This is a genomic window from Variovorax sp. GW821-FHT10D07 (assembly GCF_059415325.1).
This window is the reverse complement of sequence record NZ_JBWKMZ010000006.1, coordinates 367198-387358: the sequence shown is the minus strand read 5'-3', so window position 1 is coordinate 387358 and position 20161 is coordinate 367198. Positions and strand designations below refer to the sequence as shown.

The window sequence follows — 20161 nt, the reverse complement described above, 5'->3', positions numbered from 1 at the left end:
CTCTTCGTTGGTGACGTCAGACCTGGGGCAGCACCGCTTCTTCGAGCGCTTCGAGCTTGAAGAGGCGGCGTGCATTGCCGTGGCAGACCAGCGCGCGCGTGGCGGCATCCAGCGGCGCGTTCTCGATGAACGTGCAGGCTTCCTCGGTGGACTCGAAGGGATAGTCGACCGAGAACAGGACGGCCTCGGCCCCGATCTCGCCGATCGCGCCCAGCAGGGCGGGCGCCGAGCACACGCCCGCGGTGGTGATCAGGATGTTGCGACCGAAGTATTCGCTCGGCTTGCGGCCCAACCGGATGCCCGACGGATAGGCGGCGAAGCGGCTGTCGATCCGCGTGCGCTGGTAGGGCAGGAACTCGCCCATGTGTCCCAGCAGCAGCACGAGCCGCGGGAAGCGATCGAAGACACCGCCGAACAGCAGGCGCAGCGCATGTCCCGCGGTTTCGACGCCCCAGCCCCACGTGGGGCCCAGCAGCACGGGCATGCCCGCGAGCAGGGCCGGCGGTGCGCTGAACGCTGCCGGGTGCAGGTAGATCGGAACACCGAGTGCTTCCGCGCGTTCCCAGAAGACGTCGAAGTCGCGGTGCTCGTAGTAGCGGCCCAGCGTGTGGCCGTTGATCAGCGCGCCCTTGAATCCGTATTCGCGAACGGTGCGCTCCAACTCGTCCGCCGCGCTGGCCGGCTCCTGCAGCGCGACATGCGCGAATGCGCCGAAGCGCTTCGGGTGGCGTGCCACGCGCCCCGCGAGGAACTCGTTGTTCTCCCTCGCTCGCCGGACCGCGAGCGCGCTGTCCGCTTCGGCCTGCACACCGGGGGTGGTCTCCGACAGGATCGAATAGCCGATGTTGCCGGCATCCATTTCGTCGATGCGCCGGTCGTCGAAGTCCGAGAGCCGGGCCCCGATCTCGGCGGTGAAGGCGCGCGGGAGCGCGCTGACGAAGGGCGCCCAGTACTGCTCGAATCCGGGCGCCGAGAAGTGTTCTTCGAGTGCGATCTTTGGTGTGGTGTTCATGGTGGGTTTTCTGTCAGACCGGATAGACCAGGGCCGTCGCCAGCACTTCGGTGTCATGGACGACGTCGCGGTGGAACAAGACGAGCCCGTCGGCGCGCCGCAGGAACTTGTCGTAGTAGGTGCCCGCCAGATGGAGCGTCGATGGGCCCTCCACCAGGGTCTGCACGAGCATGAAGGGGGTCTGCGCGGCGATCGTGGATTCGTCCTCGTCCACCACGCGCGTGATGCCCAGCACGTGGACCATCTGGCGCGGCGCGAACATCTGCGAGTGGGCGATGGCCATCGCGCGGTCGCGGATCATGTCGAGCCCTTCGCAGTACATCAGGCCGACGGGCATGCCGAGCAGCGCGTTCTCGCGCGAAGTCACGCGGTAGGTGGCGTCCTCGCAGAAGAACCCGGGCCAGCGTTCGATGTCGGCGGCGTCGAGCGCGGCGCAGTACTCGGCGTGGAAGACGTCGATCTCGGCGCGCAGTTCGATCGCGCGCCGGGGCGCGACCCTCGCGGGGCTGTAGGCGAGCGGGTGCTTCATGCCGTGGCCTCCGCGACGGGAATGCCCATCACCTCGCGGTAGTAGGCGTACATCGAGCGGATGCAGGACTCGGAGATGAACCCACGCGTGGTGCCGGTCTGCCCGGCATCGAGCTGGATCACGTTGGTGTCCGTCGTCGAGCGGCGCATGCCTTCCTGGACGAACTTCAGCGCCTCGTTGTCTTCCACGCCCAGGAAGCCTCCGGGTCCCATCAGGTTGCCCTGGCGCAGGCGATGGCGCGTCATCTCGGGCGTGTCGTCCTCGTAGCCGAACATCGTCCACTGCATGATCATGCTGTTGGGCCCGTTCGGGATGATCTGGCGCACGCCCAGCGTGTTCAGCTCGCGCTGCACGATCATGTTCGGCCAGATGGTCATCATGATGGCCGACCAGGGCGAGTCGAACTCCTCCACGAAGTCGAGGAAGCGCTCGTCGCGCAGCTTCAGGTGGTCATGGAACGAGCGCATCTGCGACTTGTTGTCGTCGGAGACGCTGGCGTACTTCTCCTTCGTCTTGCGCGAGCCCATGAAGCCATGGCGCCCGTGCACCGTGTCCGCGTAGATCAGGGCCTTGACCCCCGCCACGGCCAGGCCGAACACCACCAGGAACGAATGCAGCAGCGTGGCGTGGTACGGGTCCTTGAGGTTCTCGTGGTACATCTTCCAGTTGCACGGAAGCTCGTTGCGGTAGTAGCCCAGCACCTTGAGCTTCTTGCCCGGAAAGGTCGAATCGAGCTGCTCGACGATCTCCGGCGTGAGGTACTCCTCGAGCGGCGGCGTGCGGTCCGAATAGGTGGCGAACACCAGGCCGTTGCGCGTCGCCACGCGCAGCTGGCGCAGGCCGTGGTCCTCGTTCCTGAAGCTCGGCGGCATGCCGCCCACCTTGTCGACGCCGCGCTTGAAGGGGATCCCCTGCAGGTTGCCCTTGAGGTCATAGGACCACTGGTGATAGGGGCAGACGAACTCCTTCGCATTGCCCTGGTTGTGGCGGCAGAACTCGGCCCCGCGGTGCGCGCAGCGGTTCTCGAAGACCGAGACGGTCCCGTCCTCCGCGCGCGCGATCACGACGGGCGTGGCGCCCACGTAGCCGCGCTTGTAGTCGCCGGTGGCCGGGATCTCGGCCTCGAGCGCGACGAAGTTCCAGCTCTCCCCGAGAAAGAACTTGTCGATCTCGCGGTCGTAGACCGCCTTGCTGGTGTAGACCCAGTCCGGGATCGTGTGGAGGGCATCGGCCGGCCAGACGCACTGCTCGAATGGCGGGTCCTTGTCGGCATTCGTGATTCCAATAACCGCTTGTGATTGATACATACAGGTCCTTCAAGAAAAGGGTCATGCGGCGACCGGCAGGCGCTGCAGCGCCTGCTTGGCCCATGCCCGGAGGTTGACGATCTCGTGGGAGAGGTCGCTGACGTCGACCGGCTGTGCGCGGTCGAAGAGAGGTCGGATGGCACGCAACTCGGCACCGCAGTTGAGGGCGACGCCATGGATCGGCACGCCGTCCCGATGTCCGATCCACAGCGCCTTGTCGTGCAGGGGATCGCCGCAGCGGAGGTACTGGAGATCGCTGGCCGGAGCGCCCAGGACCTGGACGTTGTGCCGGCCCTGGTCGGTCCAGAACCATGGCACCCCCGGGGGTGGCGGCCGCAGGCCCAGGATGGCCGCCGCGGCCGTGCGTGCCTGCTCGTTCGCGTTCTGCCATGACTCGACGCGCGTGGGCTGCGATTGGCCGCGACGCAGCTGGCTTGCGCAGTCGCCCACGGCAAAGACGAAGGGTTTGGTGGTACGGCACTCGGCATCGACGAGCACGCCGCCGCCGGCCGCGATGCTCAGGCCCGCATCGCGCGCGAGCTGGTCGTTGGGCACGAGGCCGATCGCGACCACGATCTGGTCGGCCTCCAGCCGCAGCCCCGCGGCGGTGACCAGCTCCATGCAGCCGTTCTCGGCGGCTCGCGCATGAACCAGGGAATCGTCCAGCACCAGCCGCACGCCCTCGCGCACCAGCGCGGAAGCCAGCCATGCCGAGGCTTCGCTCGGCAGGAAGCGTTCGAGCAACGGTGGCGTGCGCACCAGCAGCGTCACCGATGACGCACCGGCCTCCAGCGCGGAATGCGCGAGCTCGAGGCCCAGGAAGCCGCCGCCGACGATGGCGACGCGCGGCCGCTCGCCGAGGGCCGCACGGAAGCGGCGCGCGTCGTCGAGGGTCCGGATGTAGTGCACGCGCGGGGTGCCGCGCGGCAGGCCGGCCATCGTCATGGCTTCGCCGCCGGTGGCGAGCAGGCATGTGCCGTATGCGAACACGCGCCCGTCGCGGGCGCGGACTTGCTGCCGTTCGGGATCGAGGGCGACCACTTCGACGCTCGGAAGCAGCTCGACATCGATGCGCGACCAGACGTCGTCCGGCAGGACATCGAGCCGGGGTTCGACCTCCGCGCTGAGCATGGCCTTCGACAGGGGCGGGCGCTCGTATGGCCGGTGCGCCTCCCGGCCCAGCATGACGATCCGCCCCTGATGGCCGAGCTCGCGCAGCGTTTGTGCGGCGACCGCGGCGGACTGGCCGGCGCCGACGATGACGATCGGTTCGCGGCTCATGCGGCGTCCGGTGCCTGCACGTAGATGTCATCGCCCACGCGCTTCGTGGCGTGAGTGCGCAGGTCGACGGTCGCCGGTGCGCACAGGGCCTTGCCGGTGCGGATGTCGAAGCGTCCCTGGTGCAGCGGGCATTCGATGCATCCGTCTTCGAGGAAGCCCTCGGACAACTGCGCCTTGCCGTGCGTGCAGATCCCGTCGGTGGCGAGGAACTCCCCATCGACGCGGTAGAGCGCGATGCTGTGGCCCGCGACGTTCACGGACCTGACTTCGTCCTCGCCCAGCTCCTGCGCCGAGGCCACCTTGATCCATTCCATGACGAGTTCCATTGCAGTGCTCTAGAAAATTGCTCAGTACACGTCGTAATTTAGGTGAAAGGAGATCGGGATGAATCAGGGTTTCCACGGGGAACGCTCGCTTCGGAGAAGACAGACCGAGCATCTGAATGTCGAAGAAGGTATCTGTTTAATGGGGAAAAATGGTCGATACGCCGGGTCGAAGCCTAGGGTTTCCACGCGGCAAGACAGGTGATCCGCTTTCGCGACGAGCTACCTATAATTAAGACAGTACACTTCGTATCTATCGATTTTCCTGTCGATCCACCACACCTCGGAGACAACACATGGATCACGCAGAACTACCGACACGGGCGCTCAAGCCCGAGGGGATCGGGGCCAGGGTTCCCCGCAAGGAGGACGCCCGGCACATGGCGGGCAAGGGCAACTTCGTCGGCGACGTGGTGATGCCCGGGCTGCAGGAGGTCGCGTTCCTGCGCAGCCCGCTCGCGCACGCCGCCATCACGGGCGTGGAGATTCCGGAGGAACTCGCGGGACGGGTGTTCGTGCGCGAGATGCTCGAGGGCGCGCTGGACATCCAGTCGCCGTCGAGCATCCCGGGCTACCAGTACTCGGAAGTGCCGCCGCTCGCGAAGGGCAAGGTGCGCCATGTCGGCGAGGCCGTCGTCATGGCGATCGCGCCGACGCGCGCGCTCGCGGAGGACCTGCTCGAGGAGGTGCAGGTCTCGTACGACGAACTGCCGGTCTATCACGACGCCGCGTCCGCGCGGGCGGCGACCGGCGAGTTCCTTCATCCGGGCTGGAAGGACAACGTGTTCCTCACGCTGCGCATGGACCGGGACTTCGAGCAGGTCGCGGCGCAGGCCGAAGTCAAGGTCAGCCGCAGCGTCGAGCTCTCGCGCCAATGCATCGCGCCCATGGAGGGCAAGTCCGTCATGGCGTACTGGGACTTCCGCACCGAGCAACTGGTGCTGATCTGCGCGACGCAGTGCCCCCATCTGCTGCGCGCCGGCATCGCGCAGCACCTCGGCATGAACGAGGAGTACGTGCGCGTGATCTCGCCGGACGTGGGCGGCGGCTTCGGCTACAAGGGCATGCTCTACCCGGAGGACATGTGCGTGGCCTGGCTGGCCAAGACGTACAAGCGCCCGTTCCGCTATCTCGAGGATCGGCGCGAGCACCTGATCGTCGGCGCCAACACGCGCCAGCACCACTACGAGCTCACCGCGTACGCGGACCGCAACGGCAAGCTGCTCGCGCTCGACGCGGTGATCACCATCGACGGGGGCGCCTACTCGTATTGGCCGTTCTTCATCGGGCTCGAGCCCGGGCAGGCGCTCGGGAACCTGCCCGGCCCCTACACGATCCAGGGCTACCGATGCGAGACCGTGTGCATCGGCACGAACAAGCCCGGCTTCATGCCCTACCGGGGCGTGGCGCGCACCGGCGTCTGCTTCGCGATCGAGCTGCTCATGGACGCGGTGGCGCGCGAAGTGGGCCGCGAACCGTGGCAGGTGCGCCTCGAGAACCTCGTGCCCGCCGCGCAGATGCCTTACGTGAACATCGCGAACAAGCACTTCGACAGCGGCGACTTTCGCGCCAGCCTCACGCGTGCGCTCGAGATGGTGGGCTACGAGGCCGTGCGCGAACGGCAGGCCCGCGGCGAGCCCGATGGCCGCCGCATCGGCTTCGGTGTCGCCACCTACACCGAGCAATCGGCGCACGGCACGGCGGTGTTCGCCGGCTGGGGCATCTCGGTCGTGCCCGGCTTCGACCAGGCGCTGGTGCGAATGACCGGCGACGGCGGCGTGGAAGTGCGCGTGGGCGTGCACTCGCACGGGCAGGGGATGGAGACCAGCTTCGCGCAGATCGCCCACGACGTGCTGGGCATCCCTGTCAGCCGCATCCGCGTGATCCATGGCGACACCGATCTCACGCCGTTCTCCTCCGGCACCTATGCCTCGCGCGCCACCGTGATGTCGGGCGGCGCCATCGCCACCGCCTGCAAGGAACTGCTGCCCCGGGTGCAGTCCATCGCGGCGCACCTGATGGGCGTGGATGCGCACAGCGTGTCCCTGCTCGACGGCCATGCCTGGGCCGGCGAGCAGTCGATTCCGCTGGCCGACGTCGGACGCGCCTGGTACCTCACGCCGCAGGACCTGCCGCCCGAAGTCCACCTGGGCGGACTCGAGGTATCGCGTGCCTACAAACCCAAGGTCGACACGGGCACCTTCACCTATGCGAGCCACGCCGCGGTGGTCGCGGTGGACACCGAGACCGGCCACGTCGAGATCCTCGACTACGTGGTGGTGGAAGACTGCGGCACCATCGTGAATCCGATGATCGTGGAAGGCCAGACCATCGGCGGCATCGCGCAGGGCATCGGCACCGCGATGTACGAGGAGAGCCCCTATGACGACCAGGCCCAGCCCCTGGCTTCCACGCTGGCCGACTACATCCTGCCGGGCGCCATGGAGATGCCGCGGATCCGGATCGAGCACACCGAGACACCCTCGCCCCACACGGAGTTCGGCGCCAAGGGCATGGGAGAAGGCGGCGCGGTCGCGCCACCCGCCGTGATCTTCAATGCCGTGAACGATGCCTTGCGAGGAACCGGCGCCGCCGAATTGCGAATGACGCCGCTGACGCCCCGGCGCCTGCTGCAGGCGCTCGAATCGGCCAGGCCCGTTCGGGAGGGCGCGCTGTGAAAGCCGCGAACTTCGCCTACGCCCGGGCCGCGGACGTGAACCATGCCATCGAACTGCTGTCGCAGAACGGTTCGGCCAAGCTTCTGGGCGGCAGCCAGTCGCTCGGGCCGATGCTGAACCTGCGCCTGGCGCGCCCCTCGGAGGTGATCGACATCGCGCAGATCGAAGACCTGCGCGTCGTGCGCACCCGAGGCGATGCCATCGAGATCGGCGCCGCCGTGACGCATGCGGAACTCGAGGACGGGGTGCATCCGCCCCTGGTGGGGCATCCGGTCCAGGACGTCGCGGCCGGCATCGCCTACCGCGCCATCCGCACGCGCGGCACCATCGGCGGCAGCCTGGCGCACGCCGACCCCGCGGCGGACTGGGTCGTGAGCCTGGCGGCCCTGGGTGCACGCGTCCGGCTGCGGTCGCGCAACGGTGAGCGCACCGTCGAGGCGGACAGCCTGCTGCTGGGCGCCTACACGACGGTGCTCGCGGCGGACGAGCTGATCGTCTGCGTCGCGGTGCCGGTCTCGACGCCCACCGCGCGCTGGGGCTATCACAAGCTGTGCCGCAAGACCGGCGAGTTCGCCGAAGCGAGCGCGGCCTGCTTCTTCGATCCCTCGCGCAACTGCGCGCGTGTGGTGCTCGGCGCGGTCGATGGTCCGCCGATCCTGCTGCGCGGCCTCGCGGCGCATCTGGGCGATGACGCTACGCAGGGGCTGACGCGCGAGCAGGTGAAGGCTGCCGTGAAGCAGGCCCTTCCCGAGCGCGACGCCATCGATCTCCAGCTGTTCGCCGCCGCCCTCGAGCGTGCGCTGCAGCAGGCCAGCGTGACCATCCACCACCAGGTTCAGGGAGCAAGGAATTGAACGCGATCTCCATGCAAGTCAACGGCCGCACGGTGAGCCGGGACGCCGAGCCGAGGATGCACCTCGGCGATTTTCTGCGCGACGGGCTGCAGCTGACGGGAACGCACCTGAGTTGCGAACACGGCGTGTGCGGCGCCTGCACCGTGCTGCTGGATGGGCAGCCGGCGCGCTCCTGCACCACCTTCGCCGTGGCCTGCGAGGGGCATGCGGTCACGACCATCGAGGGCTATGACGACGATCCGGCGATGCGCCTGCTGCGTCCCGCCTTCACGCGGCACCACGCGCTCCAGTGCGGCTTCTGCACCCCGGGCATGCTCGCCACGGCCCGCGACATCGTGCTGCGGGTCCCCGCGGCCGACGACGCGCGGGTTCGCCTCGAGCTCGCGGGCAACCTGTGCCGCTGCACCGGCTACCAGGGCATCGTCGACGCCATCCTGGACGTGCTGAAGCAACAGCGCGACACGCCGGACCCGCGCGTCGAGCAGCTGCGCGAGACGCTGCGCACGCCGCGACCGGTGACGGTCTACCGCAAGCCCGCCCACGCAACGCCGGCACCGACGCCGGCGCCGGCCGCTCCGGCCTTGCCGCAGACCGAGGTCGTCGCCGAGGTCGATGACGGCATCCTCGCCAAGGCCCGGGCCAAGGGCCATGCGATCGATGCGTCCTTCGACGTTCCCTTTCCCGCCGAGCATGTCTGGGCGCTCATGGGCGATCTGCCGACGGTCGCGTCCTGCCTGCCGGGCGCGCGCATCGACTCGCACGATGGAGAGAGGGTCAAGGGCAGCATCGCCATCAAGTTCGGCCCGATGTCGGCCGCCTTCGTCGGCGCGGCGCGCCTCGAGCGCGACGATGCCGTCAAGCGGGCCGTCCTGCGCGGCGCGGGCCAGGACAGCCTGAGCAAGTCGCGCGCCCAGGGCAACGTGGCCTATCGATTGGAGTCCACCGACGCCGGCCACACGCGGGTCCACGTGGACATGGTGTATGCCCTGCAGGGACCGCTGGCGCAGTTCTCGCGCTCGGGCCTGGTCAAGGACTTCGTGCGCCGCATGGTGGCCGACTTCGGCGTGCAGGTGTCGCGACGCCTGGCGGGAGAGACCGCGCCCGCCGATGAAGCGAAGCGCTCGGTGTCCCTGCTGGCCATCCTGTGGAGCGTGGCCGTCGACCGCTTGCGCCGCGTGTTCAAACGGGCCTGACGATGACGCTCGTGCCCTACGGCTACCACGTGCGCGCCAATGGCGTGCGCCTGCACCTGCTTCGCTTCGGCGGGCAGGGGCCTCGCCTTCTGATCCTCCCGGGCATCACGAGCCCGGCCGTGACCTGGGGCTTCGTCGCCGAACGCCTGGCGCCACACTTCGACGTCCACGTGCTCGACTTCCGGGGGCGCGGGCTGTCGTTCAGCGCCCCGGGCATGGATGCGAGCCTGGCGACGATGGCCGCCGATGTCCTCGACCTCCTCGCGTCCCCGGACTGGTCGGCCACGACGGTGCTGGGCCATTCGATGGGCGCGCGCGTGGCGATCCGCGCCGCTGCGCACGACGCGCGGCAGATGGCCCGCGTCCTGTTGATCGACCCGCCCGTCTCGGGGCCTGGCCGGCGCGGTTATCCGTACCCGCTGGATCTGTACGTGAACTCGATCCGGGCGGCCACGCATGGAACCACGGCCGAGGCGCTGCGTGCGTTCACGCCCACGTGGACGGACGAACAGTTGCGGCTGCGCGCGCAATGGCTGCACACATGCGACGAGGCCGCCGTGGTGCAGGCGCACCGCGGATTCCACGAGGACGACATCCACGCCGACATCGCGCGACTCCATACGCCAGGACTGCTGATGGCAGCGGGCCGCGGCGGCGTCATCTCGGCGGAAGACCGGGCGGAGATCCGGGCGCTGGCTCCCCACCTGTCCCAATGCGTCGCCGCCGACGCGGGCCACATGATCCCCTGGGACGACGCCGAAGGCTTCTTCCGGTTGCTCGGCGAGTACCTGCGGATCGACCTGCGCCACGCGCCTCGGCGGGTCGCGTAGATACACTCGCGAACGTGAGACATCCACCATCCAGAGCATGACGACCCAGCGCAATTCAACGCAGAAGACGGCAGCGGCGAAGGACTCCACGAACAGGCCGGCGCCGTTCAATCCCTTGCGGCAACTCATGTTCAGCCGCCCGAATTTCCTGATCCGGCGCCTGCATCAGATCGGGGCGGCCATCTTCTACGAGCTCTGCCACTCGGAGAGCATCACGCCGCTGCAGGTGGGAATGCTGACGGCACTGTCGATGAACCCGTGGCTCGACCAGAAGGCGATCGGCCGCGAGCTCGCCCTCGACCGCACGACGACCGCGGAGGTGCTCAAGCGCCTGAGCGAGAAGGGCCTGATCGAAACGCGCGTCAACCCGGACGACCGCCGCTCGAGGCTGTCGGTGATCACCAAGGACGGACTCAAGCTCATCCAGGAACTACAGGACAGCGTGCGCCACGCGCAGGAGCTGCTGATGGAGCCGCTGTCCGCGGAGGATCAGCAGGTGTTCATGGGCCTGCTGACGCGGCTGGTCGAAGCGCACGAGCTGCGCGATGTCGCGGCGCGGCCCGAGGCCTCGACCGCCGTCGACGGCGAGCCGCCCGCGACGCGCCGCCGCCCGCGCGCGGTCAAGCGCCCACTTTGAAGCGCTCGGCGATGTAGGTGGCCGGCGGCTTGCCGAAGGCCTTCTTGAACATCGTGATGAAGGCGGACGGCGACTCGTACCCCAGGCCATAGGCCACCTGCTGCACGGTCGCGCCGCCCGAGAGTTCGCGAAGCGCCACGATCATGTGCAGTTGGCGCCGCCAGCGGCCGAAGCTCAGGCCGGTCTGCGCCGTGCACAGCCGGGTCAGGGTGCGCTCGCTGGTCCCGGTCTCGGCGGCCCAGTCCTGCAGGGTCCGGCGGTCCGAAGGGTCGAGCGTGATGGCGCGCGATATCTTGCGAAGCCGCGCGTCCTGCGGCATCGGCAGCGAGAAGTCCTCGTTCGGCATCGCGGCCAGCTGATCGAGCAGCACATGCGCGAGCCGGTCGGTCGCGCTGCCGGGCTCGTAGGTCGGCGGCAGGCCGGCCAGGTGCTGGATCATTTCGCTCAGCATGGTGCTGATGGCCAGGGTGCAGCACTTCGTCGGCAATGCGCCCGTGCCCGGCGCCACGAACAGATAGAAGATCAGCGCGTTCGCCGTGCCGTGGTTGCTGTGCGGCGTGCCGCCCGGAATCCACACGCCCGCCTGCGGCGGCACCATCCACAGCGCGCCCGGCACTTCGCACGACACCGCGCCGCGCAGCGCGATGACCAGCTGCCCCATCTGGTGCTGGTGGACCGGGATCTCGCGCGCACGCGCCTCGACGTCCACGCGCAGCGCCATGACCGGCACGGTGAGCTGGTGGTCCAGGCCTTCGGGGACGACCTCGGGGCGTTGCATGGTCTCCATGGGCGTTGCTGCGAGCCGGCCATTCTCGCCGCGTCGAGCGAAGGCTCCGGACGGAAGGGGCGCACGCCGGGCCGTGGCCGAAAAGAGAAATCGTTCGGCCAGGAATGCAATTTCCGGCAAAGGCACCGCTGCCTAGCATCGATGCATGCAAAGGATTCGCTTCTCTCGCCCCGAGATGCTCTTCTCCCTCAAGAGCTTCGCGGGCGCCATGCTCGCGCTGTACCTGGCCAGCCGCGCCGGCCTGCCACGGCCCTTCTGGGCCTTCATGACCGCGTACATCGTGGCGCATCCGCTCGCGGGCAACGTGCGCTCCAAGGCGCTCTATCGCTTCATGGGCACCCTGCTCGGCTGCGCGGCCACCGTGGTGCTGATCCCGGCGCTGTCGGCCGCGCCCGAACTGCTGACCCTGGCGCTCGCGCTGTGGACCGGACTGTGCCTCTACCTCTCGCTGCTGGACCGCAGCGCGCGCTCCTATGTCTTCCTGCTGGCGGGCTACTCGGCCGCGCTCATCGGCTTCCCGCTGGTGGAAGCGCCCGCGGCCATGTTCGACACCGCCGTGGCGCGGGTGCAGGAGATCGGGCTGGGCATCCTGTGCGCCAGCCTGGTCCACAGCCTCGTGCTGCCGGCCAGCCTCGCGCCATCGCTGCTGGCCCTGATCGACCGCGCACTCGGTGACGCGCGCCGCTGGATGAGCGACCTGCTAGGCGACGGGCTCGCCCGCGCGGATGGCGCGCGCATGGCCGCGGACCGCCAGCGGCTGGCGCTGGACATCACGCAGCTGCGCCTGCAGTCGACCCATGTGCCCTTCGACACCGGCAACCTGCGCTGGACCGCGGGCGCCATCCGCGCCATGCAGGACCGCCTCTCGGCGCTCACGCCCACGCTGTCGGCGATCGAGGACCGGCTCGAGGCGCTGAAGGTCGCCGAGGGCGAGGTGCCGGCGGACATCGCCTTGGCACTCGGGCGGCACATGGGCTGGATCGCGGCGCAAGAGGCAAGCTTGCCGGCCGCGGCCATCGACGAAGCACGCGCCGCCTTCCGCGCCCTGGCCGATGGACCGGCGTCATCGCCCTGGATCCGCGCACTGCGCATCGACCTCGCCGTGCGCCTCGAGGCACTGGTGCGCGAGTGGCAGGCCTGCATTGGACTGCGCACCGACATCGACGCCGGCCTCGCGGGCAGCGCGATGCCGCGACAGCGTGCCGCGGCGCTCGGTCAGAAGGTGCTGCATCGCGACCGGGGCCTGGCACTGCGCTCGGCCGCGACGGCCGTGCTGGCCACCTGCGCATGCTGCGCGGTCTGGATCGCCACGGCATGGCCCTCGGGGTCGGCAGCGGCGATGTCGGCGGCCGTCTTCTGCAGCTTCTTCGCGACGATGGACGATCCCGTGCCGGCCATGCACAAGTTCGTCGTCGCCTTGCTGTGGTCCTTGCCGGTGTCGGTGTTCTGCGTGCTGGTGGTGATGCCGCTGGCGCGCGACTTCGGCATGCTGGCGCTGTGCATCGCGCCGTTCTTTTTGCTCGTCGGCTGCTACATTGCGCGGCCCGCCAGTTCGCTCGCGGCACTGGGCATGTTCTTCGGCGTGGCCGGTACGCTCGCCTTGCAGGACACCGCCAACGCGGACCTGCCGAGCCTTCTCAATTCGAACCTCGCGCTGATCCTGGGGGCCGTGGCCGCGGCGCGCATCACGGCGCTGGTGCGCAGCGTGGGCAGCGACTGGAGCGCCCGGCGCCTACGGCGCGCGACCTCGCTGGATCTGGCCGAGTTGGCGGCCAATCCGCAAGACGCATTCGCGCGCGACGCCTATGCGGGTCGGATGCTGGACCGCATCGCGTTGCTCGCGCCGCGCACGGTACCGGGCGCGGGCGGGGAGGCCCGGGCCGACGCGCGGCTCGCGCTGCGCGACCTGCGCATGGGTGCCGACATCGCGACCCTGCAACAGTGGCGCCGCTGCCTCCCGGCTGAAGCCGTTGGCCGCCTGCTCGCGGACTCGGCCCGGGTCTTCCGCGCCCAGGCCGCGGGGGCGCCACGGCGCGATGAACCGCTGCTGCCGCAGATCGACCGCCTGCTGCTCGACGCGCTGCATGGCGATGCCGCGCAGCCTGCCGGCGCCGCCATCGCCGCCCTCGTGGGCCTTCGACGCAACCTCTTTCCAGCGGCCCACGGCGCGCTCCACCCATGATCGAAACGAGTTTCCACGGTGTGTACCTGCCGGGGCTGATGCTGCTGAACGGCGGCGCGCTCGCGTGTTCCTGGGCGCTGCGCCGCTTGCTGTCGCTGGCCGGCGTCTACCGCTGGGTATGGCACCCGGCCCTGTTCGACCTGGCGGTGTACGTACTGCTGCTCTTCGCCCTGGCCCGTTTCACCGGCGCCTTCGCCACCTGATCTCCGAGCTTCGCATTGCATTCCTTCTCCATGAAACCTGACGCCATTCCTTTTTCCACCTGGGCCCGCCGCGGCATCCGGCTGCTCGTCACCCTGGCGGCCGTCGCGGCCGCCTGCTTGGCTGCCTGGCAACTGTGGGACCACTACGAGCTGGCCCCCTGGACCCGCAACGGACGCGTGCGCGCTGAGGTCGTGCAGGTCGCGCCCGACGTGTCCGGCCTGGTGACCGATGTCGCGGTGCGTGACAACCAGTTCGTCGCCGCCGGCGCGCCGCTGTTCTCGCTGGACAAGGCCCGTTTCGAACTGGCCGTGCAGCAGGCCGAGGCGGCCGTCGCCGCGCAGGCCGTCGCGCTCGACAACCAGCGCATCCTCATCGCTCAGGCTCAGCGCGAGAACAACCGCAACGCGGGCCTGGGCGAGCTGGTCTCGCAGGAACTTCGCGAGCAGTCGCGCATGCGGCTGGACCAGGCGAACGGCACGCTGCGCGCGGCCGAAGTGGCGCAGCGGCAGGCCCAGGTCGCGCTGGACACCGCGCGGCTGAACCTGCGCCGCACGCAGGTGCATGCCCCCGCCGACGGCCTCGTGACCAACCTCGATCTGCGGCAAGGCGCCTATGCGAGCGCCGGCCATCCGGTGATGGCGCTGGTGGATGCGGGATCGGTCTACGTCGAAGGCTATTTCGAGGAGAACAAGCTGCCTCGCATCCACCTGGGCGACCGCGTGCGCGTGACGCCCATGGACGCCGGCGCGCTCGAAGGCAGCGTGGAGAGCATCGCGGCCGGCATCGCCGATCGCGATCGCAGCACCGGCGCCAACCTGCTTCCCAGCGTGAACCCGACTTTCAACTGGGTGCGGCTCGCGCAGCGCGTGCCCGTGCGCGTGAAGCTGGACGCGATACCGGCGGGCACGCGGCTGGTCACGGGCCAGACGGTCACGGTGCAGGTGCTCGGGGCGTCGGCGGCGCCGGAGACGGCAGCCGCCGCGCGCCGCTCGGGGCTTCCTGGATGAGCCGCCTTCATCGACTTCTGGCCGTCACTGCGGCGGGTGTGTTGCTGGCCGGTTGTGCCCACTCGCCCGTCGGTCCCGACTATGTCGCGCCGGCCGCGCTCTCGCCCGCGCAGGCGGCCTCCGCGGGACCGTTCCTGTCGGCCGAAGGCAATGCGGCGGACGCGGCCCTGCCGCCGAACTGGTGGCATCTCTACCAGGACCCGCAGCTGGACGCACTGGTCGCGCGGGCCTTCTCGCACAACGCCGACCTGCGGCAGGCCATCGCCAATTTCGAGCGCGACCAGGCGCTCGAGGCCGAGGTGCGTGGGCCGGAGCGTCCGACGCTGGCCCTGAGCGGCGGCCCCGGCTTCGGCCATGTCTCGGGGCTGACGCTCGTGCAGAAGGACTACGAACCGCCGAGCCGCTTCACCTATGGCATGGGTGCGAACCTGTCCTACCAGCTCGACCTGTTCGGCCAATTGCGCCGCGCCATCGAGGCGGCCGAGGCCGGTAGTGGCGCGGCGCAGGCGGCCGTTGACCTGGTGCGCGTCAACGTCGCCGGCGGCACCGCGAGGGCCTATGCCGAGGCCTGCGCCACCGGCTTGCGTTTGCGCAGCGCCCACGAGTCGGTTCGGCTGCAGGAGGAGGCCGTACGGCTCGCGCAGCGGCTGCGGCAGGCCGGCAGGGTGGGGCCCATCGACACCGCGCGCGCACGCGGCCAGCTCGAGCTGCTGCGCGCCTCGCTGCCGCCGCTGCAGGCGCAACGCCAGAACGCGCTGTACCGCCTGGCCACGCTCACGGGCGAGGCCCCGCGCGACTTTCCGGCCCAGGTGGCCGCATGCGACAGCCCGCCGCGCGTGGCCGGTCCGCTGCCCGTCGGCGATGGTGCAACCCTGTTGCGTCGCCGGCCCGACGTGCGCCAGGCCGAGCGCAGCCTGGCGGCCGCCACCGCCCGCATCGGCGTGGCGACCGCCGAGCTCTACCCCAAGGTCGTGCTGGGCCTGTCGGCCAGTTCGGCCGGCTTCATGGACCGGTTCGGCAACCGAGAGTCTTTCAGCTACAGCCTGGGCCCGCTGATCAGCTGGACGCTGCGCACCAACGGCGTGGCCCGCGCGCGCATCGCGCAGGCCGAGGCCGCCACGCGGCAGGCCGCGGCCCGCTTCGATGCCACCGTGCTCACGGCGCTGCGCGAGGTCGAGACCGCCCTCGAGTCCTACGCCCGCGAACTGGACCGGCATGCGGCGCTGACGGCCGTGCGCGACCAGAGTGCCGTGGTCGCGGCGCAGGCACGCGCGCTCTACGTCAACGGCAAGACCGCGCAACTCGACGCGCTCGACGCCATGCGCACGCTGGCGGCCAGCGAGGCCGCGCTGGCGGCATCGGAGGCCCAGCTCGCGGACGGCCAGTTCGCCGTGTTCATGGCGCTCGGCGGCGGCTGGGAAGGCGAAGGGCAGGACCGGCTCGCGAAGGTGGCGCCCTAGGCCATGGAGGACCTGCAGCAGCTCAAGGTCTTCGGCGAGGTCGTCGCCCGCAAGAGCTTCACGCGCGCGGCCGTCGCATTGGGCATCTCGAAGGCCAGCGTCACCAAGATCGTGGCCCAGCTCGAGAAGGGCGTGGGCGTGCGGCTGCTGAACCGTTCGACGCGTTCGGTCACACCGACCGACGCCGGCCAGACGCTCGCGCGGCGGCTGGTGCCACTGTTCGGCCTGCTGCAGGAACTGAGCACGGAGTTGTCGGACTTCGCGGCGCATCCGCGCGGGCGGCTGCGGGTCGCGGCGCCGCACGGCCTGTCGCTGAGCCAGCTGGGCTGGCAGATCGAGGACTTCATCGCCGACCACCCCGACGTGCACGTGAGCATCCACCTGAGCAATCGCGACGACGACCTGGTGATGGGCGGCATCGATGTCGCCTTGCGCATCGGGCCCATCGAGGCCCGCGACGTCGTGGTGCGCAAGCTTCGGCCGGTGCCGCTGGTGCTCTGCGCGTCGCCGCGGTACTGGGCGCGCAGGGGCATGCCGTCGAAGCCCGAGGACCTGGCCCTGCACGACGTGCTGACCTACTCGCTGTGGGACGCTTCATCCCGGCTGCCCTTCCTGGTCGACGGCAAGACCCACTACGTGCCGGTGCGCAGCCGCCTCGATGCGGACGATGCCGCGCCGCTGATCGCGCTGGCTGTGAAAGGGCTCGGCGTCACCTGCGTGCCCGAGGTGCTGGCGCGCGCGCACCTGGGCTCGGGTGCCTTGGTGCCCGTGCTGAAGGATGCGATGCCGCCGACGATCTGGCTCTATGCGACCTACGCGCACCGCGACCACAAGAGCGCGGCGCTGCGGGCGTTCCTCGACTTCCTGACGTCGAGCGCCGGAACGGTCTTCTCGCATTGAGGGACGTCGAGGCGCATCGCATCAGCGTGCGTGGTCCCACCGGGATCTGAACGCTTGGCTCGGTCTTACGGCGTCGCGCGTCGCGGCTCAGCCCTCGGCCGCCGGCTTCTCCAGCAGCCGGTTGAGCCGCTCCAGATGGGCGCGCATTTCCTTCACCGCGCCCTCCGCATCGCGCGCGCGCATCAGCCGCAGCACGTTGCGGCGCACGCCGATCACGTCGCTGCGCGGCACCGGGCTGGCCTTCGCGAGCAGCGCGCGCGTGAGCTCCGACAGCGACTCCACCAGCATGACCATCACCTGGTTGTGCGTAGCCTGCGCGAGGATCCGGTAGAACTCGGTGATGTAGGCATTGCGCCGCGAGAAGTCGCCGCGCAGGGTGAGCTCCTCCGCGCGGTCGATGTCCTGCTCGATGGCCTGGAAGTCCTCCTCGGTCGCGCGTTCGCAGGCGAGGCGGATCGCCTGCTCGGTCAGGATGATGCGCATCTCGGTCACGCTGTGCGAGGGGATCTGGCCGAGCATCACCATGTCGCCGACCGCCTGGGTCACGGTGCTCGAGTCGCGCTTGCGGATGAACGCGCCGCCGCCCATGCCCTGCTGGCACTGCACGATGCCCGCGTTCTCCAGGCTGCGCATGGCTTCGCGCACGGCCGTGCGGCTCACGCCGAGCTGCTCCGCGAACTCGCGCTCGGGCGGCAGCCGGTCGCCGGGCTTGAGCGTGCCCAGCGCCACCTCGCGGCGGACCTGCTCGCACACCGCCTCGAAGGCGCGCTTGGCCTTGATCGGCTGGAAGCTCGGTCCGGCACGGCCAGCCATGCCGGCCTCGGCGTTCTCGATGTCGGTCTGTTCGGCAGTCATGCGGCGCCTCCTCTTTTTGCAGTTCGGACAAAGGTTATACCTTATGTCCTTGTCTCGATAGAGGGGTGTCGCTGCAGGAATTTTCAAGCCGCACCATCCATACTTCTAAAAGGTCGTACCTTAGCACCTAACGTCAAAACGCTCCCGCCGGTATCGGGGTTTGCCTCATGTATAAGGTATGACCTTATTAGCTATCGTACCTTCCAAGATGAAGGAGACACGATGAGTACCGCTGGACGTCACCTGGTGGGGTGGGCTTTGGCCCTGGCCGCGGGCATGGCATGCGCCGCCTACCCGGACAAGCCGATCACGCTCGTCGTGCCCTATTCCCCGGGCGGCATGGGCAGCACCTTCGGTAACCTGATGAGCGAGGCACTGAGCCCGGCGCTGGGGCAGCGCGTGGTGGTCGACTACCGGCCCGGCGCCAACGGCGGGCTCGGCGCGGCCCTGGTCGCCAAGGCGCCGGCCGACGGCTACACCCTGCTGATGGCGGTCAACAGCACGATGGCGATCAACCCGGCCATCTACCCCAAGCTGCAGTACGACCCGATCAAGGACTTCTCGCCGGTGGCCATGGTCTACACCTCGGCCAACGTGCTGATGGTGAATGCCAAGAGCCCGTACCGCAGCGTGGCCGACCTGGTGAGCTACGCCAAGGCCAATCCGGGCAAGCTCAACTACGGCTCCTCGGGCAACGGCGCGACGCCGCACCTGTCGGGCGAGATGTTCCGGCGCATGGCCGGCATCTCGATCAATCACGTGCCCTACAAGGGCATCGGGCCGGCCATCGTCGACCTGATCGGCGGGCAGATCGAGCTGGTGTTCAGCGACACCTCCGCGATGACGCAGGTGACGGGCGGCAACCTGCGCGCGCTGGCCGTCACCGGCCCGAGCCGACTGGGCATGGCGCCGAACCTCCCGACGATGCAGGAGCAGGGATTCCCGGGCTTCTCGATCCGCTCCTGGTACAGCATCGCCGCGCCGGCGGGCACGCCCAAGGCGGTGGTCGAACGGCTCAACGCCGAGATCGCCAAGGTGGTCCGCTCGCCCGAGATGCGCCAGCGCATGAAGGACATCGGCGTCGACCCGGCCGAGGACACCTCGGTGCACTACCTCGACGCCACCACCCGCGCCGACCTGGCGATGTGGAAGAAGTTCGTGACCGAGGCGGACATCAAGCTCGACTGAGCCCCGCCACGCCCCCTCCGAGACCTGAAAGGAAAAGCCAAGTGAAGATTGCCGTGTTCGATGACGACCGCGTGGGCCTCGTCGAGGAAGACCTGATCTACGACGTGACCGCGGCCGTGCCCGATGCCGGGCCCGAGTTCCCGCGCGTCTACATGTCGCGGCTGATCGCGCAATGGGACCGGCGCAAGGCCGACATCGAGAAGGCACGCCGCGAGGCGCGGGCGCGGCCCCTGTCCGAGGTGACGCTGCGCGCGCCCAACCCCTTCCCGCTGCACGTGGTGGCCGCGCCGGTCAACTACCGCAAGCACATCGGCGAGATCGGCGCGCGCTCGGTCAGCGGCGGCGCCTCGGCGGTCGAGCGCGGCTTCTTCCTGAAGGCCTCCTCGTCGGTGATCGGCGCGGGCGAGGCGATCCGCCTGCCGCGCGGCTCGACGCGCCGCTTCGACCACGAATCCGAACTCGCCGTGGTGATCGGCAGGCAGGCGCGCAACGTGCCGCGCGAGCAGGCCCTCTCGCACGTGTTCGGCTATTGCTGCCTGATCGACGTGACCCTGCGCATCGAGCCCGGCCGGTTCGAGGAGGAGCGCGTCGCGCGCAAGTCCTTCGACACCTTCACGCCCGTGGGCCCGTACATCGTGACGGCCGACGAGATCGGCGATCCCGGCGACCTCGCGAACCGCCTGTGGGTCAACGACGAGCTGCGCCAGGACTCGCGCACCAGCGCGCTGATCCTCGACGTGCCCGGACTCATCGAGTGGGCCTCCTCGGTCATGACCCTGCAGCCCGGCGACATCATCGCCACCGGCACGCCCGAGGGCGTGGGCCAGTTCTCGCCCGGCGACCGTGTTCGCATGGAGATCGAGCGCGTGGGCTCGATGACCCTACCGGTCGTCGAGGACGAGGACTTCGCGCCGCGGCGCTTCTGAAGACAAGG

19 protein-coding genes are annotated in these 20161 nt (G+C 69.4%); 12 read left to right on the top strand and 7 right to left on the bottom strand.

From position 1 onward, the window contains the following. Nucleotides 1–16 precede the first annotated feature (16 nt). The 5 genes from AC07PU_RS20470 to AC07PU_RS20450 are packed head-to-tail and all read right to left on the bottom strand — an operon-like array spanning nucleotide 17 to nucleotide 4443. Nucleotides 17–1012, bottom strand: coding sequence for an amidohydrolase family protein (locus AC07PU_RS20470; protein ID WP_495319968.1), 996 nt, complete (start codon nucleotides 1010–1012; stop codon nucleotides 17–19). Between the two features lie 13 nt (nucleotides 1013–1025). Further along, a complete protein-coding gene (locus AC07PU_RS20465; RefSeq protein ID WP_495319966.1) occupies nucleotides 1026–1541 on the bottom strand; it encodes an aromatic-ring-hydroxylating dioxygenase subunit beta in 516 nt (171 codons plus the stop codon). Then, entirely contained in the window at nucleotides 1538–2848 is a 1311-nt protein-coding gene (locus tag AC07PU_RS20460) for an aromatic ring-hydroxylating oxygenase subunit alpha (protein ID WP_093345134.1), read from the bottom strand. The genes AC07PU_RS20465 and AC07PU_RS20460 overlap by 4 nt, the downstream gene beginning before the upstream one ends. 21 nt (nucleotides 2849–2869) lie before the next feature. Further along, nucleotides 2870–4129, bottom strand: coding sequence for an NAD(P)/FAD-dependent oxidoreductase (locus tag AC07PU_RS20455; RefSeq protein ID WP_495319964.1), 1260 nt, complete (start codon nucleotides 4127–4129; stop codon nucleotides 2870–2872). Then, complete coding sequence (locus tag AC07PU_RS20450) at nucleotides 4126–4443, bottom strand: non-heme iron oxygenase ferredoxin subunit (protein ID WP_495319991.1); 318 nt, start codon at nucleotides 4441–4443, stop codon at nucleotides 4126–4128. Before AC07PU_RS20450 ends, AC07PU_RS20455 begins: the two co-directional genes overlap by 4 nt. Before the next feature lie 305 nt (nucleotides 4444–4748). Here AC07PU_RS20450 and AC07PU_RS20445 point away from each other — a divergent pair, with 305 nt between their 5' ends. Genes AC07PU_RS20445 through AC07PU_RS20425 form a run of 5 tightly spaced genes read left to right on the top strand, consistent with a single transcriptional unit; the run spans nucleotide 4749 to nucleotide 10644 of the window. Continuing rightward, nucleotides 4749–7130 (top strand): xanthine dehydrogenase family protein molybdopterin-binding subunit, encoded by a 2382-nt coding sequence (locus AC07PU_RS20445; RefSeq protein WP_495319962.1) that lies wholly within the window; start codon nucleotides 4749–4751, stop codon nucleotides 7128–7130. Next, a complete protein-coding gene (locus AC07PU_RS20440; protein WP_495319960.1) occupies nucleotides 7127–7984 on the top strand; it encodes an FAD binding domain-containing protein in 858 nt (285 codons plus the stop codon). The genes AC07PU_RS20445 and AC07PU_RS20440 overlap by 4 nt, the downstream gene beginning before the upstream one ends. An 11-nt stretch (nucleotides 7985–7995) precedes the next feature. Beyond that, nucleotides 7996–9177 (top strand): xanthine dehydrogenase family Fe-S subunit, encoded by a 1182-nt coding sequence (locus tag AC07PU_RS20435; RefSeq protein WP_495319958.1) that lies wholly within the window; start codon nucleotides 7996–7998, stop codon nucleotides 9175–9177. 2 nt (nucleotides 9178–9179) lie between these two features. After that, nucleotides 9180–10007 carry an alpha/beta fold hydrolase gene (locus tag AC07PU_RS20430; RefSeq protein WP_495319956.1) on the top strand — a complete coding sequence of 276 codons (828 nt, stop codon included), beginning with the start codon at nucleotides 9180–9182 and terminating at the stop codon, nucleotides 10005–10007. Nucleotides 10008–10044: 37 nt separating this feature from the next. Next, a complete protein-coding gene (locus AC07PU_RS20425; RefSeq protein WP_495319954.1) occupies nucleotides 10045–10644 on the top strand; it encodes a MarR family winged helix-turn-helix transcriptional regulator in 600 nt (199 codons plus the stop codon). Here AC07PU_RS20425 and AC07PU_RS20420 read toward each other — a convergent pair. Then, nucleotides 10628–11431, bottom strand: a complete 804-nt coding sequence (locus AC07PU_RS20420) for a helix-turn-helix domain-containing protein (protein WP_296784043.1) — start codon at nucleotides 11429–11431, stop codon at nucleotides 10628–10630. The genes AC07PU_RS20425 and AC07PU_RS20420 overlap by 17 nt on opposite strands. A gap of 175 nt (nucleotides 11432–11606) precedes the next feature. Between AC07PU_RS20420 and AC07PU_RS20415 the strand changes: the two genes are divergently transcribed. The 5 genes from AC07PU_RS20415 to AC07PU_RS20395 are packed head-to-tail and all read left to right on the top strand — an operon-like array spanning nucleotide 11607 to nucleotide 17184. Next, nucleotides 11607–13613 (top strand): FUSC family protein, encoded by a 2007-nt coding sequence (locus AC07PU_RS20415; protein ID WP_495319952.1) that lies wholly within the window; start codon nucleotides 11607–11609, stop codon nucleotides 13611–13613. Beyond that, nucleotides 13610–13816 carry a DUF1656 domain-containing protein gene (locus tag AC07PU_RS20410; RefSeq protein ID WP_093345151.1) on the top strand — a complete coding sequence of 69 codons (207 nt, stop codon included), beginning with the start codon at nucleotides 13610–13612 and terminating at the stop codon, nucleotides 13814–13816. Before AC07PU_RS20415 ends, AC07PU_RS20410 begins: the two co-directional genes overlap by 4 nt. Nucleotides 13817–13846: 30 nt before the next feature. Then, entirely contained in the window at nucleotides 13847–14824 is a 978-nt protein-coding gene (locus AC07PU_RS20405) for an HlyD family secretion protein (protein ID WP_495319950.1), read from the top strand. Next, complete coding sequence (locus tag AC07PU_RS20400; protein WP_495319948.1) at nucleotides 14821–16284, top strand: efflux transporter outer membrane subunit; 1464 nt, start codon at nucleotides 14821–14823, stop codon at nucleotides 16282–16284. The genes AC07PU_RS20405 and AC07PU_RS20400 overlap by 4 nt, the downstream gene beginning before the upstream one ends. Before the next feature lie 3 nt (nucleotides 16285–16287). Then, the gene (locus AC07PU_RS20395) at nucleotides 16288–17184 is read left to right on the top strand and encodes a LysR family transcriptional regulator (protein WP_495319946.1); all 897 of its coding nucleotides are present in this window, start codon (nucleotides 16288–16290) and stop codon (nucleotides 17182–17184) included. A gap of 87 nt (nucleotides 17185–17271) precedes the next feature. Here AC07PU_RS20395 and AC07PU_RS20390 read toward each other — a convergent pair whose 3' ends face one another. Next, nucleotides 17272–18039: a FadR/GntR family transcriptional regulator gene (locus AC07PU_RS20390; protein ID WP_495319944.1), complete on the bottom strand. Its 768-nt coding sequence runs from the start codon at nucleotides 18037–18039 to the stop codon at nucleotides 17272–17274. Between the two features lie 222 nt (nucleotides 18040–18261). Between AC07PU_RS20390 and AC07PU_RS20385 the strand changes: the two genes are divergently transcribed. Both AC07PU_RS20385 and AC07PU_RS20380 read left to right on the top strand, forming a co-directional pair. Beyond that, a complete protein-coding gene (locus AC07PU_RS20385) occupies nucleotides 18262–19227 on the top strand; it encodes a Bug family tripartite tricarboxylate transporter substrate binding protein (RefSeq protein WP_495319942.1) in 966 nt (321 codons plus the stop codon). 41 nt (nucleotides 19228–19268) lie between these two features. Continuing rightward, entirely contained in the window at nucleotides 19269–20153 is an 885-nt protein-coding gene (locus tag AC07PU_RS20380) for a fumarylacetoacetate hydrolase family protein (protein WP_261214189.1), read from the top strand. Nucleotides 20154–20161 lie beyond the last annotated feature (8 nt).

Excerpts from the sequence above, each read along its gene's own strand:
- AC07PU_RS20395 (WP_495319946.1), top strand. The coding sequence starts at position 16,288 with ATGGAGGACCTGCAGCAGCTCAAGGTCTTCGGCGAGGTCGTCGCCCGC.
- AC07PU_RS20385 (WP_495319942.1), top strand. The coding sequence starts at position 18,262 with ATGAGTACCGCTGGACGTCACCTGGTGGGGTGGGCTTTGGCCCTGGCC.
- AC07PU_RS20430 (WP_495319956.1), top strand. The coding sequence starts at position 9,180 with ATGACGCTCGTGCCCTACGGCTACCACGTGCGCGCCAATGGCGTGCGC.
- AC07PU_RS20405 (WP_495319950.1), top strand. The coding sequence starts at position 13,847 with ATGAAACCTGACGCCATTCCTTTTTCCACCTGGGCCCGCCGCGGCATC.
- AC07PU_RS20390 (WP_495319944.1), bottom strand. The coding sequence starts at position 18,039 with ATGACTGCCGAACAGACCGACATCGAGAACGCCGAGGCCGGCATGGCT.
- AC07PU_RS20465 (WP_495319966.1), bottom strand. The coding sequence starts at position 1,541 with ATGAAGCACCCGCTCGCCTACAGCCCCGCGAGGGTCGCGCCCCGGCGC.
- AC07PU_RS20415 (WP_495319952.1), top strand. The coding sequence starts at position 11,607 with ATGCTCTTCTCCCTCAAGAGCTTCGCGGGCGCCATGCTCGCGCTGTAC.
- AC07PU_RS20460 (WP_093345134.1), bottom strand. The coding sequence starts at position 2,848 with ATGTATCAATCACAAGCGGTTATTGGAATCACGAATGCCGACAAGGAC.
- AC07PU_RS20455 (WP_495319964.1), bottom strand. The coding sequence starts at position 4,129 with ATGAGCCGCGAACCGATCGTCATCGTCGGCGCCGGCCAGTCCGCCGCG.
- AC07PU_RS20435 (WP_495319958.1), top strand. The coding sequence starts at position 7,996 with ATGCAAGTCAACGGCCGCACGGTGAGCCGGGACGCCGAGCCGAGGATG.
- AC07PU_RS20445 (WP_495319962.1), top strand. The coding sequence starts at position 4,749 with ATGGATCACGCAGAACTACCGACACGGGCGCTCAAGCCCGAGGGGATC.
- AC07PU_RS20425 (WP_495319954.1), top strand. The coding sequence starts at position 10,045 with ATGACGACCCAGCGCAATTCAACGCAGAAGACGGCAGCGGCGAAGGAC.
- AC07PU_RS20410 (WP_093345151.1), top strand. The coding sequence starts at position 13,610 with ATGATCGAAACGAGTTTCCACGGTGTGTACCTGCCGGGGCTGATGCTG.
- AC07PU_RS20450 (WP_495319991.1), bottom strand. The coding sequence starts at position 4,443 with ATGGAATGGATCAAGGTGGCCTCGGCGCAGGAGCTGGGCGAGGACGAA.
- AC07PU_RS20470 (WP_495319968.1), bottom strand. The coding sequence starts at position 1,012 with ATGAACACCACACCAAAGATCGCACTCGAAGAACACTTCTCGGCGCCC.
- AC07PU_RS20420 (WP_296784043.1), bottom strand. The coding sequence starts at position 11,431 with ATGGAGACCATGCAACGCCCCGAGGTCGTCCCCGAAGGCCTGGACCAC.
- AC07PU_RS20400 (WP_495319948.1), top strand. The coding sequence starts at position 14,821 with ATGAGCCGCCTTCATCGACTTCTGGCCGTCACTGCGGCGGGTGTGTTG.